Raw genomic sequence first — 16,414 nt, forward strand, 5'->3', positions numbered from 1 at the left:
GTTTACTCCTTGGTGAGATCCACCAACGGCGTTTGGCGCACCTCAGTCTGCCGCCCGCCCTGAATCTCGTTCACTCGCTTCAAAGCGTTATCCACAGCTCCCTTGTCCGCCAGCAAGCTGTAACTGATCTGGAACTGCTTCTGCTCCTTGGCAGCAATCGTTGGCACCAGATTCAGTGGCCGCTGATACCGGCGATTGTAAGAAAAACTCGTCCCCGGCTCCAACCCGGTCACATACCCCTGCCCTTGGGTGTCCGTGTTTTTCCACAGGGAGAACACCGGCAACTGCTGAGTATTGAAACCCACCGAAACCCCGAGGTTGCCGGCCTTGTTATGCAATACGGTCAGCGTATCGCCCTTGGCATCGGCATATGGCACGACGTTGTAAACCGTCTCGTCGTAGTCCTTGGTCGGCGCGCGGTAGGTTTGCCAGTCCGGCAGATCGCCCTTGGCCTTGTCGTTGAACGGCGACACCTGTTTCACCGGTGCAGCAAAGCGGGCGCCCTGTTCCAGGAATGGGGTGCTGAAGTTGCTGTGGTACAGCGCCTGGTATTCCTTCGGATAATCGCCGTTGTTGGTGAGGGTGTCGTTGAGGGCGAACGCTGCGCTGCCGGGTTCGGTAACCAGTTCGGTCATCACCGAGAAGTCGACTTTCTTGAACGCCTGCTCTTTCAGCTCGCCGCGCAGGCTGATGGCGTAAGGCGCTTTTTCGTCGATGTGCAAAGTGACTTTGCTGGCCGGAATGTTGGCGGCGCGACCGTGCAGGGTCAGCAGCTCACCGTTGTCCATGCCTGGATGGCCGACCCATTCGTAACCGCAGCGGGCGACCAGTTCGTTGAAGCCTTCGAGCCAGCCCAGTCCGCCGCGACCGTTGAGTTCAATGAAGGACGGATTGACCACGTCCTTGACCGGCGAATCCCAACCCATTCGGACATTTCCAACCGATGCCTGCAAAACGTTCATGCCACGCGTCGGCACCACCGAGAGTTTCATCGTGCCGTTATCGATGTCGACGATGCTGACGCCCTCCTGCCGGCCGCCGTGCAAGGTGCGAAGGGTCACGGAGAACGGTTTGTCGGTTTTTACGCCGAGTTGCTGGCTGGTGATCTGCCAGTTCTGGGCAGCCTTGTCGGTGTCGAGCAGCACGTAATCCCAGGCCATGGCGTGGGAGGCAGTGGTCAGGGCGCCGAGGGCGACGACAAGTTTGAGCGGGGTCATGAGGAAAGCCTTTCTTGGAGTTGTGCATTTTTTATAGCGCTGATGAAACGTTTCAGCAAGCTTAAAAAAGCGGACGCCCGAGCCTTACAAAATCAAATCACATTGACCTCATGCAACCTCCGCACACTTACGCTAGTCTCATACGGTTTTGGACCTCCTCTGATTGACGGCGACATCATAATGACATTAAGGTCGCCAGCTAAATGCAGGAGCAAGAACAGGCACCTTTGTCTGTCATTTTTGCGCAACGGAACATATGGAGTTTGAATGCGCGGGGCACTATTACGCAGCGGTAAGAGCGGGTCTTTCACAGCCCTCGGCGAAACAGGTCAACCGGTCTACCGGGCAGCCCTGCAACTGCGCGAAGCCATTCGCCGCAAGAACCCCGATATGGTCGATCACCTGGCCATTCCTCAAAGCGACGAACTCGGCAACCAGATCGATTGGTACAGCGGTCTCGACGGTGATGTGATCCCGTGGAGCAGCGCGACCGAAGAAGAACGCGCACCTGCTCGCCGCCAACTTGAAGCCTTGAAGACTGCGCTCGATGAATTGAGCCAGCGTTTCCTGGGCACTGACCCGGCCGAACAGCAGCAAGGCGACAAAGCCGTGTTCGGCAAGCTGCTCAAGCGCGTCATTCATTTCCCTGACGAAAACTTCGTCTACCTGGTGCAAGGCAAACCGGTGCTGACCTTCTGGGGTTTCGAGCACGCCGGTACCGGCAATCGCGATCCCCTGCATTGCCTTTATCAGGTTCCGCCCGTGTTCACGCTGCCACCCGTGGTCGAAGAACCGGTTGTAGCGCCCGTCGTGCCGGTGGTGGCTCGTCCGTGGTGGCGTCGCTGGTGGTGGCTGTTGCTGCTGCCGTTCTTGTTGCTGCTGTTGTGGCTGTTGCTCGGCTTGCGCGGTTGCGTGCCGATTCCGTTGGTGGCCGTGGACTTGCTACCTGAGGGCATCGTGCCGATGGAAAAACAGCTGGAAGAGCCGCAACTGACCGGCAATGTCACAACGCTGAATGGCGTTCCGGTAACCGGCACCGTCGCGGGCTCCACCACAGGCGCAGCCGTGACTGGCACTCATGGCGTAGAAGCTCCAGCCGTCGCCGGTAACGAAGTTGACGCCGCGACTGCCGACGTATCGCAAGACCCGGCCGCCGAATCCGCAACCGCGCCAACCGCTCCACCCGAAAACAAAACCGGGGCGCCTGCCGTCACTCCGCCCGACGCGCAAAAATCCGCCGCCGCAGCCGCAACCACAAAATCGGGCCCGGCCCTGAGCATTCCGCCTGACGCCGCCGATGGCGCGGCCAAGTTCCTCGACGGTCAGTATCGCGCCGGTGCCGGCATCCAGGATCGCCGGACCGGCAAGCCGCTGCGTCTGGAATACCAGTTAAAGGACGGTAAAGGCGAAGTCACCGTGCATCAGGCCGACGGCTCGAAATGCAGCGGCCCGGTTACCGCCACCATGAAGGGCGGCAGCCTCGCCATCGACAGCCAGGGCCAGGCCGTGTGCGGCGATGGCAGCACTTACGACATGCCCAAGGTCAACTGCCGCAAAGGGGCGACCACGGTCGCGGACTGCACCGGCGGTTACGGAAAAGATCAATTCCCCATGTCCATGCGGCAGATGGGCGAATAAGACTGGAATAACCCGACATGTTGCCTGAAGTCACCCAATTCGAAGACACCGTCACGCTCGTCAGTGACACCGGTATCCAGTTCATGGATTTCGCCCTGCGCCTGGATCCTCGCAAGGAACCGGCGGGCGAGTTCGCGCCGATGATCAGCGGGCTGATCTGCCGCCTGATGTACAACGAAGAGAAAGACTTCTACTTCTACGAGCCCGAACCGGAAAAGGTCGAGAAGGCCAAACCGGCGTTCAGCGTCGACATGAAAAGCAGCCTCGAACTGCTGGACGGTGTCTGGCTGCCGACGCCGTTTTTCCGCTTCATGCCGCCGCATCGCTTCGACGAAGGCCCGACCAACTGGTCGCGGATGCGCCTGGTGAAACTGGCGACGCCCGACATCGACGGCAACACCCATCGCCTGACGATGGCGTTCGACAGCCGCGTCATGCCCAAGCGCGACGGCACCGCTTACCTGGCGCCGAACGAAGAAGACATCAGCTCCGGCGTGTCCTTCAAACTGGCAACCAAGGCCAGCGAAACCCGTTGGTTCCTGGCCCAGCCGTGGGTCAACGAATGGCTGCTCGAAGTGTTCAACGAGGGCAACGCCCATCGTTCGCGCGAAGAGCTCGACATCGACATCCGCGCCAACCACCACCTGGCGCACTACCTCAACCTGCTAAGCCTGTTGAGCACGCCTTCGGCGGCAGCGCAGTCGACCGCCAGGCCGAAGGTGGAAATCCCTGAATTGAAAGTGGTCGCCAACGACAGCAATGGCCTGGTCAAACCGATTCCGGTGGACCTGGTGCTGGACGTCGGCAACTCGCGCACCTGCGGCATCCTGATCGAAAATCACGGTCAGGCCGGCTCCGGCCTGAAGCAGAACTACGTGCTGGAACTGCGCGACCTGATCACCCCCGAACACACCTACAACCTACCGTTTGAAAGCCGCGTCGAGTTCGCCCAGGCGTATTTCGGCAAGGACCACTGCTCGGTCAAAAGCGGCCGTCACGACGCTTTCCAGTGGGCGACGATCGCCCGCGTCGGCAACGAGGCGAGCCGTCTGGCCAGCCGTCGTCGTGGTACCGAAGGCTCGACCGGCCTGTCCAGCCCAAAACGTTATCTGTGGGACGAAAACGCCTACGGTCACGGCTGGCGTTTCAACTGCTCGTACATCAAGACCGACAACGAGCCCTACGCCACCGCCGCGCCGTTCTCGCACCTGATCAATGAAACCGGCGAGGCGCTTTACAGCCTCGAAGAAGACGATCGTCTGCCGGTGTTCATGCCGCGTTACTCGCGCAGCTCGCTGATGACCTTCATGCTCGCCGAAGTGCTGGCCCAGGCGCTGTCGCAGATCAACAGCCCGGCCCAACGTTCGCGTCAGGGTCACACCCGCGTGCCGCGCCAGCTCAACAGCATCACCCTGACCGTGCCGCCGGGCATGCCGCAGGCCGAGCGCAGCATTCTCAACGAACGCATGCTGCAAGCCATCGGCCTGGTGTGGAAAAGCCTCGGCTGGCACGCCGGCGAGGAAGACCCGCATCAGGATCAGGCCGTCAGCCCGCGCACGCCGATCCCGAGCATCCGCGTGGAATGGGACGAAGCCTCGTGCGGCCAGTTGGTGTACCTGTACACCGAGGTCAACGAGAACTTCGCCGGTCACCCGGAAGAGTTTTTCGACACCATCGCCCGCCCGGACAAAACCGACCGCGAACGCATCACCCTGGCGACCATCGACATCGGCGGCGGCACCACGGACCTGGTCATCACTGACTATCGCCTCGACCGCGCCGGCAACACCGGCAGCGGCAGCAACGTGCACATCGTGCCCGAGCAGCGCTTTCGTGATGGTTTCAAAGTGGCCGGCGACGATATCCTGCTGGACGTGATTCAGGACTTCATCCTGCCGAGCTTCGAGAAGGCTTTGCAGAACGCCGGCGTGAAAGCCCCGGATTCGCTGATGTCGCGGCTGTGCGGCGATGAATCGGTCAGCGCCCAGGACATGATCCTGCGCCAGCAATTGAACCTGCAGGTGTTCGCACCGCTGGGCCTGGCGTTGCTCAAGGCCTACGAGCATTACGACCCGCAGGTCCCGCAAGAAGTCAGCCCGCAAAGCTACCGCCAATTGCTGGGCGACAACGCGATCAGCCAGACCGTGCTCGACTACGTCAACGCCGCCGTACGTCGCGACGTCGGTGGTCAGAGCGGCTTCGACCTGTACGAAGCGCTGATCGGCTTCGACCTTCAAAAGCTCCACGCGGCGTTCCTCAACGATCAGATCAACATCACCAAGATCCTCGGCGCGCTCTGTGAAGTGGTTGCGCACTACCCGTGCGACGTCCTGTTGCTGACCGGCCGCCCTTCGCGTCTGCCGGGCATCCAGGCGTTCATCCGCAAGGTGCTGCCGCTGCCACCGGGGCGCATTCTGGCGCTGCAAAACTACCGCACCGGCGGCTGGTACCCGTTCCACAAGAATGGCCGCATCGACGACCCGAAAAGCACCGCATCGGTGGGCGCGATGCTGTGCCTGTTGTGCGCCAACCACAGCGTGCCGAACTTCTACTTCCGCTCTTCGGCGCTCAAGCCGTATTCGACGGTCAAGCACATCGGCGTCATCGACCTGAACAACGTGATCAAGGATGCCGATGTGCTGTACCGCGACATCCAGTCCGAAGACTACAAAATCAAGCTGCCGGAAATCGGCACGGGCGATGATGCCGACACGCCACAGCTGGAAATGCGCGGCGATCTGCGCCTTGGTTTCCGCCAGTTGGCTGCCGATCGCTGGGCCGCTTCGCCGCTGTACACCTTGCGTTTCACCAAGGCCGGTCGGGAGAAGTTCTCCCGCGCGATCGGTGAAAACGGCAGTGCGCCGCTGCTCAAGGTGCGCTTCGAAGTCAAAGCGGCCGACAAGTACACGCGCAAGCAGGATCTGGTCAGCGACCGCCTCTCGGTACGCGATATCGAATCCAACAGTAACAACGTCAACTTCAACCCGCGCAGCGACCTCGAGCTGGAACTCAACACCATGCTCGACGCCGGCCTGAGCGAGACCAAGTACTGGCTCGACAGTGGAAGTGTGAAACGCAAATGAATGACCTGACCCCCGAACAAACTCAGCTCTCCGCCAGTTGGGCCGCTGTTTATGAAGGTGCCGGTCAGGCGCTGGAATGGATTGGCCAGACGCGCACCAATGCACCGCGCCTGGACAGCGAAGCCGACAACCTGAACATCCGCCTGCACCGTGCCCGCAACCTGGCCCACAGCCTCGGTCGCGTGGCCTGCACGCCGATGACCATTGGCTTTTTCGGCTTGTCCCAGGCCGGTAAGTCCTACTTGATCTCGGCCCTCGCTGCCGGTCAGAACGGCAAACTGGAAACCGATTTCGGTGGCCAGCGCCTGGACTTCATCAAACACATCAACCCGGTGGGTGGCGGCAAGGAAGCCACCGGCCTGGTGACGCGCTTCAGCCGCCGCGCCACGCCGAGCCGGGATCCGCAGTTCCCGGTCGAGCTGACGCTGTTCAAGGAAATCGAGCTGGCGAAGATTCTCGCCAACTCCTGGTTCAAGGACTTCGACCTTGAGCGGATCTCCCACGAGATCGACGAAGAGCGCATCCAGCGTGTGCTCAAACCGTTTGAAGGCCGCGAGACCGGGCCGATGCAGCCGGGCGTCAGTGCCGACGACCTGGTGTCGCTGTGGGATTACCTGCGGGACAACTTCCGCAACTCGGTGAAGAAGCTTGAGCACCTGTATTGGCCGACAGCGTTGCAACTGGCGCCACGCCTGAATTTCCAGGAACGTGCCGAGCTGTTTTCGATCCTTTGGGGTGAGCAAAGCGAGCTGACGCGTGTGTACCAGCAACTGGCTGGCGCGCTGCACAAGCTCGGCTTGCCTGAGACCGTATTCGCGCCATTGAAGGCCTTGGTCAGTTTCGAAAACGACACCTACAGCCAGCGCGACAGCATCATGAACGTCGACATCCTCGAGCGCTTCGGCAGCCCGCGGGACTTGCCGATCGACGTCCGGCCTCAGGTCGACGGACGCCTGCAAAACAGTCAGGGCATTCCGGTCGCGCAACTGGCGGCACTGACTGCCGAGATGACCTTCGGCCTGATCGAAGCCCCGGCGGACGACATCGTCAACCAGGTCGACTTGCTGGACTTCCCCGGTTATCGCGGGCGCAAAAAACTGCACGAGATCGCCAACTCCAGCGACCCGGAATCCGCCACCAAGGACAACTCCGTCTCGCAGCTGATCCTGCGCGGCAAGGTCGCTTACCTGTTCGAACGCTACACCGACAACCAGGAAATGAACGCGCTGGTGGTCTGCACCGGCTCGACCAAACAGAGCGACGTCAACGACGTTGGCCCGGTGCTCACGCGCTGGATCGAGAAGACCCAGGGCGCCGACGCGGCCGCCCGCAGCAAACGCGACACCGGCCTGATCTGGGCGCTGACCATGCTCGACCTGCGCATCACCAACTCCCTGAGCCTGACACCTGATCAGTACGACGAGAGCTGGAACGGCATGGTCAAGCTGACCATGCTCGAACGCTTCGGTAGCCTGAGCTGGATGAACGACTGGGCCGGCACGCCGTTCCAGAACACCTTCCTCGTGCGCAAACCGCGCATGGATGCGGCATTCATCGTGCAAGACGCCAGCGGCGCCGAAACCGGCCTCAACGCCAGCTACCAGGAGCGCGTCGACGCCTTGGGCACCAGCTTCGCCAGCAACGAGCTGGTGTGCAAACACATCAACAATCCTGCCAATGCCTGGAAAGAGATGCTGCGCAACGATGACGGTGGCATCAGCCACTTCAGCGGCAGTTTCAAGGGCGTGGCTAATATCGAATTCAAACTGCAGCGCATCCGCGAGCAGCTGAACGAATGCCTCGAAGGCCTGACCACTCACGGCTTGAGCACCTGGTATCACGCCGACGGTGACGGTGCCGCAGCCGCCAAGAAAGCCCAGGCGCAGATGATTCTGTCGGGCCTGGGCCGTCGCCCGGCAGTGCTCGGAGAGTTCATCGACGAACTCGACATGCCGAGCGAATCGGTGCGCGACCTGTACCTCAGCGGTGTATACGAAACCGATGACGCGCCCGCCGCCAGCGATGAGCCGGCCGCGCCGACGCCGAGCCAGAGCCTGTACGGCAACGACGCCGGTTTCGACTTCGATTTCGGCGACGACCTGAGTCACGAAGCTCCGGTCAGCAGCAAAACCAACACCCCGGCGCCGGAACTGCAAAGCAACGAACACCGCTTTGCCAAAGCCGCTTTCAAGGCCTGGATTGCGCACCTGCGCGAGCTAACCACCCGTCAAAGCCTGCTCAACCTGTTGGGGCTGGAAAAGGCCTTGATCGAAGCGGTGGTCGACGAACTGATCACGGCCGGTTACCGCCAGGACTTGCCGGGACAACTGAGCCGTGCGGTGCTCAAGCGTGCGCAAAGCGGTGCGCGGCGCGATCAACTGGTCGAGCGCCAAGTGCTGGAAGTGCAACGCGTGCTGCGCGATTTCGTGTCCTGGTTCGGCTACCTGGAGAAACCGGTCAACGAGCGCCCGAACAGCCGCGCCGGTGCCAAGGCACCGTTGTTCTCGTTCTACACCGACATCGGTCCGGAACAAGTGCCGGTGCTGCCGCCGCAACCGGCGAACCAAGCGCAGCGGTATCTGGGCGACTGGCTCTCGGGCCTGGCCTACATCACACAGGACAACGCCGGCCATGGTGCCGGTCGCGAAATCACCCCTGAACAGAATGAACGGCTGGGCCGCGTGCTCACAGCCTTCACAGCGAGATAAGCAATGCCAATTCGTGTCGACCTGCTCGCCTTAGAACCCAACGTGCCTGGCCAGGCGTGCCTCACTGTGAAGAAATGGCAGGGTGGCGAAGAACAGCTGGAGTTCTCCATCCAGCGTAACCAGGATGGTTTCTACCTCCAGGATCAGAAAGCCTGGAGCAACAACCCATTCTGGTTCAAGGTCTCGCGCTTCAGCGTTACGGCCAGGGGCGAAGCCCTTGAGGCCCAGGTCGGCCCGGAAGTGGTCGATCCGCTACTCGAAGGCGGCGCCAATTCGCAATTCATGATCGAGCTACGCGAACAGAGCCAGGAGCACACCGACAAAGGTGTGGTTCGGCCAGGCGTCGGGTTGCTGCCGTCCGCGGCGGGCGGCCAGACACGTTCAACTTACGGCGGTGCGGACCTGACAGCGCCGAGTACACCGGAACCGGAAATTCCGGAGCTGCCGGAACTGGTCCTGCCCACCGCCGAGCCAGAAATCGAACTGGAATCGGTGCCCAACGAACCCGCCTACACCCCTCCTCCGGCCCCGGTGAAGAAAAGCAACAAAGGCCTCATCGGCCTCGCGCTTGTCGTGCTGTTGCTGGTGGCCGCAGCGGCCGGATTCTGGTTTTACAAACGCACTCCGGCGCCTGTCCCGGCCGTTGCTGCCACCGCCCCGGCCGGTGCCGACGCACAAGCCTGCACCCTCGACAGCATGAACAGCCTGCCCGAGCTGACCTTCGTCCAGACCTGCATCAAGGCCGCGCCCGACAGCGCCAAGTTGCTGGCGATCATCAACGAAGCCAAGGCCGGCAAACACTGCGGCGTCGCTCAGCGCCTGTACGCCAACCGTGCCCAGGCCGGTGACTCTTTGATTGCCAACGCCTATGCCCGCGAATACGACCCGAAATATCTGAAAGCCAGCGAGTGCTTCCCGGCCGCGGACAACGCTACCGCTGCCTACTGGTATGAAACGATCCTGACCCAGGACCCGAACAACGCCGAAGCCAAGCAGCGTTTCGAGGAGTTGCAGAAGTGATGCGTTCGCCCCTGAGTCGTTTCCTGCTGAGCGGCGCCGCGCTGTTGGCCCTGTGCATCAGCCCGTTGTCCCAAGCCGATGACAAACCGTTGATCCAGGCCGGCAAAAAGACTTTGTTCCAGCGCGTGCTGACCACCCCGGGCTGCAAAATCAGCCCGACCGCGGGTGGCGCGGCAGGCGATGAACAACCGGTGTTCAGCCGTTTCTATGTGTACGAACGTGCGCAAGCGGCCAACGCCGAGTGGCTGAAAGTCGGTCCCGACAGTTATGGCAAAACCATTGGCTGGTTGCCGGCGAGCTGCACCACCGACTGGAAGATGCAACTGACACTGGCCTTCACCAACCCGGCCAACCGCGACAGGCTGCTGTTCTTCAAGGAACGCACCACGGTCGAAGGCATCCTTGATGCGCCGGACCCGGTGAGCAAAGTCGCCCCGCTGCGGGCCACGCTGAAAAAGGGCAAGCAAGCGCCAGGCGTGCTGGCCGAAGAACCTGAATACTTCGTCGACCTGCAAAAGCAGTTCTACCTGTTGCCGGTCCTCAGCGGCGAAGAAGTGATGACCGAAGGCGGTTTCCGCACGCGTCTGCTCAACGTCGCGTCGGTCAGCAAGCCCGATGACAAGAACGCCAAGGGCGGTGCTGCGAGCGGCGCGGCCGGTGGCAAGGAAGCCGAGGACAAAGCGGCCAGCCAGTTGAAGGAATTCAGTGCGGCGGTGGTGTTTGTCATCGACTCGACCATCTCGATGGACCCCTACATCGACCGCACCCGCGAGGCGATCCGCAAGGTCTACCAGCAGATCGAAGCGCAGAACCTCGGCAAGCAGGTCAAGTTCGGCCTGGTGGCTTTCCGCTCCAACACCCAAGCGGTGCCGGGGCTGGAATACACCACCAAAATGTACGCCGACCCGACTCAGGTGAAGGACAGCTCCGACTTCCTCGCCAAGGTCGCCGACCTCAAGCAAGCCAAAGTCTCCAGCAGCAGTTTCGATGAAGACGCTTTCGCCGGCGTCATGGAGAGCATCGACAAAGTCGACTGGAGCCAGTTCGGCGCGCGCTACGTGGTGTTGATCACCGACGCGGGGGCCATCGAAGGCGATGACAAACTGTCAAAAACCGGTTTGAGCGCCTCGCAGGTTCGCCTCGAAGCGGCAAACCCGGGCGTAGCGATTTACACGCTGCACTTGAAAACCCCGGCCGGGATCAAGGACCACGCCAAGGCCGAAGCACAGTACCAGAATTTGTCGACCTACCCGGGCACCAACACTTCGCTGTATTACCCGGTCAATGCGGGCGACATTCAGGAATTCGGGCGCAAGGTCGATGCACTGGCCACCGCGATCACCTCGCAGGTGAAAGCCGCCTACATGGGTGAAGACGCCATCGGCAGCGCGGTGAACGCCAAGCAGGACCCGGCCGAGAAGAAAATGCTCGAAGACGCGGCGCTGATCGGCCACGCGATGCAACTTGCTTATCTGGGCGAGAAGACCAACAGCAAGGCGCCGCCGGTATTCAAGGCGTGGATCACCGACCGTGACCTGATCAAGCAGAACATCCCGACGACCGACGTGCGGGTGCTGCTGACCAAGTCCCAGCTCAGTGACTTGAGCGACGTGATGAAGAAGATTCTCGACGCGGCCAACGAAGGCCTGATCTCGCCGACGGAAATGTTCGACCGCTTGCGCTCGGTCGCCGCGACCATGGGTGCCGACCCGAACCAGCTCAAGCAGAACGGCAACGCCAAACTGGCGGACATGGGCGTGCTCGGCGAGTACCTCGAAGACCTGCCGTACCAGAGCGAAGTATTGAACCTGGACGAAGAAACCTGGAAGAGCTGGGATGGCCTGGCGCAGGAGAAATTCATCCGCACGCTCAATACCAAACTACGGCACTACCAGCGTTACAACGCTGACGTCGACCGTTGGGTGGCTTTAGCCAAGGACAGCGATGCACGGGACAACGTCTATCCCGTGCCACTGGAAATGATGCCTTAACGAGACGCCGATGCTCGATATCAAGAACCTGCTGGTGCGCCGTGGTGAAGGCGCGCTGGCCCACCACGTGCGCCTTCCGCGCTTGCAGGTCGGTGCCGGGGAAATCCTCGCCATCACCGGTGAGAGCGGCAGCGGCAAAAGCACGTTGCTCGAAGCCATCGGCCTGTTGCTGGCGCCGGTAGAGCTCGAGCGCTTTCGGCTGGTTGCAGCGCAGGATCAGGACATCGCCCAATTACTTGCCACCGATGACCAGCCTGCTTTGGCGGCGGTGCGTTCGCGGCACTTGGGGTTCATTTTGCAAAGCGGCGGCTTGCTGCCGTTTCTGAGCGTGCGCGACAACATCAGCCTGCCGCGTCGCTTGCTCGGCATGCCGGTCAAGAGCGAGCACATCGATCACGCGGTTGAGGTATTGCGCCTGCAAGGCTTGCTGGATAAACAACCGCAGGCACTCTCGATCGGCGAACGCCAGCGCGTTGCCTGCGTTCGGGCGATTGCCCATGAACCACTGCTGCTGTTGGCCGACGAGCCGACCGCCGCGCTCGACCCGCACAGCGCCCGGCGTTTGTTCGAATTGCTGCTGAGTCTGGTGTCGAGCATGGGCCTGAGTGCCCTGGTGGTCTCCCATGACTGGGCCTTGCTGAAGGATTTCGGCTTGCCGCGACTCGGCGCTATCAGCCGTCAGGGAGAGACTCTGTTTGAACCGATGGACTGACCGACTGCGCCTGCTGGGCTCACTGGCCCTGCAAGACCTCTGGCACGACCGCAAGGTGTCGTTGTGCATCGCCGCCTCGCTGGTGGCGGTGATCGCACCGCTGTTGCTGCTGTTCGGCCTCAAGCACGGCGTTGTCAGCCAGTTGCAGGACGAACTGCTGCGCGACCCGCGCAACCTTGAAGTGAAGATGCTCAGCAACGGCAACTACGACAGCGCCTGGATCGAGCGTGTGCGCCAGCGCCCCGAGACCGGTTTTGCCCTCGGCCAGACCCGCTCGCTCAACACCCAGGCGGACTTGCTGATCGGCATGCAACGGTTTGTCGAAGGCGCGGAAATCATCGCCACCGAACCCGGCGACCCGCAGCTGAACCTGCCGCAACTCAACCCCACCGGCGATCAAGTGATCCTCAGCGAGCGCGCCGCGCAACGCTTGCAGGCCAAGGTCGGCGACCGTGTGCAACTGCGCGTATTGCGCCGTCTGGAAGGCGTCAACGAGCGCGGAGAGATGACGCTGACGGTGCTGGCGGTGCTCGACGGTGCTCGTTTCGGCCGCGCGGCCGGATTCGTCGCCCCGCCGTTGCTGCTGAACCTGGAGCGCTTTCGCGACGGTTACCAGGTCAGCGCATTCGGCATCGAAACCGGCAAACCTCTGGGCGATCTGCAACCGCTGTACGCCCGCGCCCGCCTCTACGCCCGTGACATCGACCAGGTTGCGCCGCTGGAACGCTGGCTCAACGAACAACACATCGAAACCTCGAGCCGACTGGCCGACATCGACAACGTCAAAGCCATCAATCATGTGCTGGGGTTGATCTTCGGGGTTATCGCTCTGGCGGCGCTGATCGGTTGTGTGGCGTCGATGGTCGGCGCTTTTCTGGCCAACATCGACCGCAAGCGCAAAAGCCTCGCGGTCTTGCGCCTGCTGGGTTTCAAACGCACGGCTGTAGGCGGTTTCGTGGTCCTGCAAGCGCTGGTGCTGAGCCTTGCCGGCTACCTCGGCGGATTGGGGTTTTACGCTGTTGGCAGCCATGTGTTCGACACCTTGCTCGGCAGCAGCCAGGCCACCGGCACCTTTGTCTGTCACATCACACTCTGGCACGGCCTCGCCGCCCTGCTCCTGACCTTTCTGGTCGCTGCACTGGTGGCCGTGATCGGCGCAGTGCGAGCGATCAACATCCAACCTGCGGAGAGTCTGCGTGAGCTATAAACGTTTGGGCTTGCTGTTGCCCCTGAGCCTCGGCTACCTGCTCGACGCTTCGGCGGCGGGCTGGGAAGAGAAGTATTACAACCCGATGCCCGAGGCCAGCGACGTCGTGCTGCCGATGCCTTGCGAAGGTTCGATGGTGTTTCGCAAGGTGTTCATTCCGGTCGCCGGACCGCTTGACGACTACCCGATCAACATCGGTCAGGACGGCGCGGAATACGGCTATGTCGAACAGACTCGACCGACGTTTATCGCAGGCAGTTTCACCGGCGCGAAAAACGACAAGTCCCGCTACTACTTGATGGCCAAGTACGAGATGAGTCAGCTCCAATACGCGGCATTGACCGAAGGAAGCTGCCCCACCGCCGCCACCAAAATGCGCCTGCCGCAAGTGTCCGTGAGCTGGGTACAAGCCGTCGAAGCGGCCGACAAGTACAATCTTTGGCTGCGCAAAAACGCCGCCGACAAGTTGCCCAAAGAAGACGGTGCGCTGGGCTTCCTGCGCCTGCCGACTGAAGTCGAGTGGGAGTTTGCGGCGCGCGGTGGCCTGGAAGTCGGTGCCGCAGAGTTTCGTGACACGCGCTACCCGATGCCTGAAGGTATCAATGCCTACGAGTGGTTCGCCGGGGCGCAATCGTCCAACGGCAAACTGCAATTGTCCGGCCTGCAAAAGCCCAATCCGCTGGGCTTGCACGACATGCTCGGTAACGTCGACGAGATGATGTTCGAGCCGTTTCGCCTGAACAAACTCGACCGCCAGCACGGCCAGGCCGGCGGCTACGTGGTCCGAGGCGGCAACTACCTGACCGCTCAAGCCGACCTGCGCACCGCTTTGCGCAAGGAAGAGCCGTACTACAACGCCGAAGGCCAGGTGAAAAACAAAACCACTGGCCTGCGTCTGGTACTGGTCTCGCCGACCCTGACCTCCCGCGAGCGTGTCGCCAGTATTGAAAGCAGCTGGAAGAAACTCGGCACCGGCAGCAAGGAAACCGAATCGGCCGACAAAGGCACGGTTCAATCCCTGAACACCCTGGCCTCGGGCGTCGAAGACAAAACACTCAAGGAAAAGCTTCAGGCTCTGGAAAATCAACTGCGCGCCAGCAACCAGCAGCAGGAAGAAACCCGTGACCAGGCGATTCGCGCCAGCCTCAATCTGGGTGCGTTCCTGTGCACCAAGATGCTCGACGACGGCCAGTACGTGGACTTCCTGCAAAAAAACTACAAGCTCAATTGTGAAACAGCGGACAAAGACGCCAGCTGCGACATGCGCAAAGGCAAGCTCGACGAGCAGAAGAATCGCCTGCACAAACTTAGCCGTTACTACGCCAGCAGCCTGGTGGAATCGGCGACTTTGTACGGCCAGCCGCTGCTTGAAGCGCAGGTGCCGGTGATGGAAGAAATCATCACGCGCAACAAACAGCTTCAAGAACTCAAACCCTATTTGCGCACCCACTGGGCCAATCAGAAGAACTTCCTGCAAAAGCAGAAGATCGACACTGACGCCTGGCTGAGCAGCTGCAAAACCGTCACTCAATAACTCACCTCAATAACAACAGCCAACACTGTCACCAAGGAGTTTCCCCATGTCGCGCAGCCTTTGGACTCGCTTCAAGCTACAGATTGCTTTCGTCCTCGCCAGTAGCCTGATGCTGACCGGTTGTGCCAACACCGGCAGTTCGATGCTTGGCGGCAGCGACGGTGCCGACCCGCGCCTGACCCAGGGCAATGACGCACAGTTCTTCAGCAAGTCCGGCTACCAGGCCTGCGCTGTCGGCGCCGGTGTCGGTATCCTGAGTTGCGCACTGTCCAACAGCAGCAACAAGGGTGTCTGCGCCATCGCCGCCGGTATTACCGCGTGTGGTGTGGCCATGGGCGCGAACTACTACCTGGATCAACGTCGCAGCGAATACTCCGACACCACCACCCGTTTAGCGAAGATGAACAGCGACGTCGAGCAAGACACGCAGAACGTCATCGCCCGTACCGCGACCGCTCAGCAAGTGATCAAGGATGACCAGGCGCGCCTCGCCCAGATCAAACAAGACATAACCCGCAAGAAGCTCGACAAGACCAAGGCCCAGGCTGAAGTCGCCGAGATCGACCAAAACATCACGCGTCTGCGTAAAGACCTCGGCAACATGCGCACCAAGGTCACCGAATACACCAAAGTGGCCGACGCCGAGCGTGCACAAGGCGCCAGCGCCGAGATCAAGCAGGTGGATGTGAGCATTCTGAAAATGAACGAGAAAGTCGCCGCCCTGCAGAAGGAAGTCGACGGTCTGTACAACCAGCGTTCCGCGATCACCCTGGGCTAAGCACATGACTCTACGACAGTTGGCGGTCCTCACCGCCGTCCTGGCTTTGAGCGGTTGCGCGACAAAGCCGGGCGAATGCGACGCGACCAATCGCGACAGCAGCATGTTGACCAAGATGAACTGTGACTACGCCGGTGGTTACAGCGATCAGGTCAAGCAGAAGGAACTGGCTCTGACCGCGTCCCGTCAGGAAAACGCGATGTTCCGCCAGGTGTACGAGAACATTCAGGCCCAGCAGTTGAGCACCAAAACCGACTTGGCCAGCCAACAGAAAGCCCAGGCGACGCTGAACCAGTCGCTGGGCCAGTTGCTGACCTCGCTCAAGGCCCGGCATGGCAATGAAAGCCGGGTGCAGAAGCAGATTGCGGGGCTCGAGCAGCAGCTCAAGGCCTCGCAGGCAACGCCCGCGACCAAGGCCTCACCCGCGACGCTGGCAGCCAAGCAGGAACAACTGAAGGCGCTGCAGAAGAAAGTTAATCAGCTGCAATTCAGCCTCGGTTACGAAGAGTAACTTTTCACCCCGCAG

General features: G+C 61.2%; 11 protein-coding genes. 10 read left to right on the plus strand and 1 reads right to left on the minus strand.

Translation table 11 applies throughout. The annotated features are described in order from the left end of the window. Positions 1-2 precede the first annotated feature (2 nt). Positions 3-1,217, minus strand: coding sequence for an aldose 1-epimerase family protein (locus ACYZTX_RS00610; RefSeq protein WP_462032530.1), 1,215 nt, complete (start codon positions 1,215-1,217; stop codon positions 3-5). A gap of 267 nt (positions 1,218-1,484) precedes the next feature. Here ACYZTX_RS00610 and ACYZTX_RS00615 point away from each other — a divergent pair, with 267 nt between their 5' ends. From ACYZTX_RS00615 to ACYZTX_RS00660, 10 genes are read left to right on the plus strand one after another with little or no spacing between them, the layout of a single operon-like run. Beyond that, complete coding sequence (locus ACYZTX_RS00615) at positions 1,485-2,855, plus strand: SrfA family protein (protein ID WP_462032531.1); 1,371 nt, start codon at positions 1,485-1,487, stop codon at positions 2,853-2,855. Between the two features lie 17 nt (positions 2,856-2,872). Then, on the plus strand, positions 2,873-5,938 hold the full coding sequence (locus ACYZTX_RS00620) for a virulence factor SrfB (protein WP_462032532.1): 3,066 nt from the start codon (positions 2,873-2,875) through the stop codon (positions 5,936-5,938). Next, positions 5,935-8,646 (plus strand): putative virulence factor, encoded by a 2,712-nt coding sequence (locus ACYZTX_RS00625; protein WP_462032533.1) that lies wholly within the window; start codon positions 5,935-5,937, stop codon positions 8,644-8,646. Before ACYZTX_RS00620 ends, ACYZTX_RS00625 begins: the two co-directional genes overlap by 4 nt. A gap of 3 nt (positions 8,647-8,649) precedes the next feature. Beyond that, positions 8,650-9,666, plus strand: a complete 1,017-nt coding sequence (locus ACYZTX_RS00630) for a hypothetical protein (RefSeq protein ID WP_462032534.1) — start codon at positions 8,650-8,652, stop codon at positions 9,664-9,666. Further along, positions 9,666-11,657 (plus strand): vWA domain-containing protein, encoded by a 1,992-nt coding sequence (locus tag ACYZTX_RS00635; RefSeq protein WP_462036972.1) that lies wholly within the window; start codon positions 9,666-9,668, stop codon positions 11,655-11,657. The genes ACYZTX_RS00630 and ACYZTX_RS00635 overlap by 1 nt, the downstream gene beginning before the upstream one ends. 10 nt (positions 11,658-11,667) lie before the next feature. After that, positions 11,668-12,369 (plus strand): ABC transporter ATP-binding protein, encoded by a 702-nt coding sequence (locus ACYZTX_RS00640; RefSeq protein WP_462032535.1) that lies wholly within the window; start codon positions 11,668-11,670, stop codon positions 12,367-12,369. Further along, positions 12,353-13,576: an ABC transporter permease gene (locus tag ACYZTX_RS00645; protein ID WP_462032536.1), complete on the plus strand. Its 1,224-nt coding sequence runs from the start codon at positions 12,353-12,355 to the stop codon at positions 13,574-13,576. The genes ACYZTX_RS00640 and ACYZTX_RS00645 overlap by 17 nt, the downstream gene beginning before the upstream one ends. Next, entirely contained in the window at positions 13,566-15,110 is a 1,545-nt protein-coding gene (locus tag ACYZTX_RS00650; RefSeq protein ID WP_462032537.1) for an SUMF1/EgtB/PvdO family nonheme iron enzyme, read from the plus strand. Before ACYZTX_RS00645 ends, ACYZTX_RS00650 begins: the two co-directional genes overlap by 11 nt. A gap of 46 nt (positions 15,111-15,156) precedes the next feature. After that, positions 15,157-15,888 carry a zinc ribbon domain-containing protein gene (locus tag ACYZTX_RS00655; protein WP_462032538.1) on the plus strand — a complete coding sequence of 244 codons (732 nt, stop codon included), beginning with the start codon at positions 15,157-15,159 and terminating at the stop codon, positions 15,886-15,888. A gap of 4 nt (positions 15,889-15,892) precedes the next feature. Continuing rightward, positions 15,893-16,399 (plus strand): hypothetical protein, encoded by a 507-nt coding sequence (locus tag ACYZTX_RS00660; protein WP_462032539.1) that lies wholly within the window; start codon positions 15,893-15,895, stop codon positions 16,397-16,399. The last annotated feature ends 15 nt before the right edge of the window (positions 16,400-16,414 follow it).

The organism is Pseudomonas sp. MDT1-17 (genome assembly GCF_054898105.1).

Excerpts from the sequence above, each read along its gene's own strand:
- ACYZTX_RS00610 (WP_462032530.1), bottom strand. The coding sequence starts at position 1,217 with ATGACCCCGCTCAAACTTGTCGTCGCCCTCGGCGCCCTGACCACTGCC.
- ACYZTX_RS00615 (WP_462032531.1), top strand. The coding sequence starts at position 1,485 with ATGCGCGGGGCACTATTACGCAGCGGTAAGAGCGGGTCTTTCACAGCC.
- ACYZTX_RS00620 (WP_462032532.1), top strand. The coding sequence starts at position 2,873 with ATGTTGCCTGAAGTCACCCAATTCGAAGACACCGTCACGCTCGTCAGT.
- ACYZTX_RS00625 (WP_462032533.1), top strand. The coding sequence starts at position 5,935 with ATGAATGACCTGACCCCCGAACAAACTCAGCTCTCCGCCAGTTGGGCC.
- ACYZTX_RS00630 (WP_462032534.1), top strand. The coding sequence starts at position 8,650 with ATGCCAATTCGTGTCGACCTGCTCGCCTTAGAACCCAACGTGCCTGGC.
- ACYZTX_RS00635 (WP_462036972.1), top strand. The coding sequence starts at position 9,666 with ATGCGTTCGCCCCTGAGTCGTTTCCTGCTGAGCGGCGCCGCGCTGTTG.
- ACYZTX_RS00640 (WP_462032535.1), top strand. The coding sequence starts at position 11,668 with ATGCTCGATATCAAGAACCTGCTGGTGCGCCGTGGTGAAGGCGCGCTG.
- ACYZTX_RS00655 (WP_462032538.1), top strand. The coding sequence starts at position 15,157 with ATGTCGCGCAGCCTTTGGACTCGCTTCAAGCTACAGATTGCTTTCGTC.
- ACYZTX_RS00660 (WP_462032539.1), top strand. The coding sequence starts at position 15,893 with ATGACTCTACGACAGTTGGCGGTCCTCACCGCCGTCCTGGCTTTGAGC.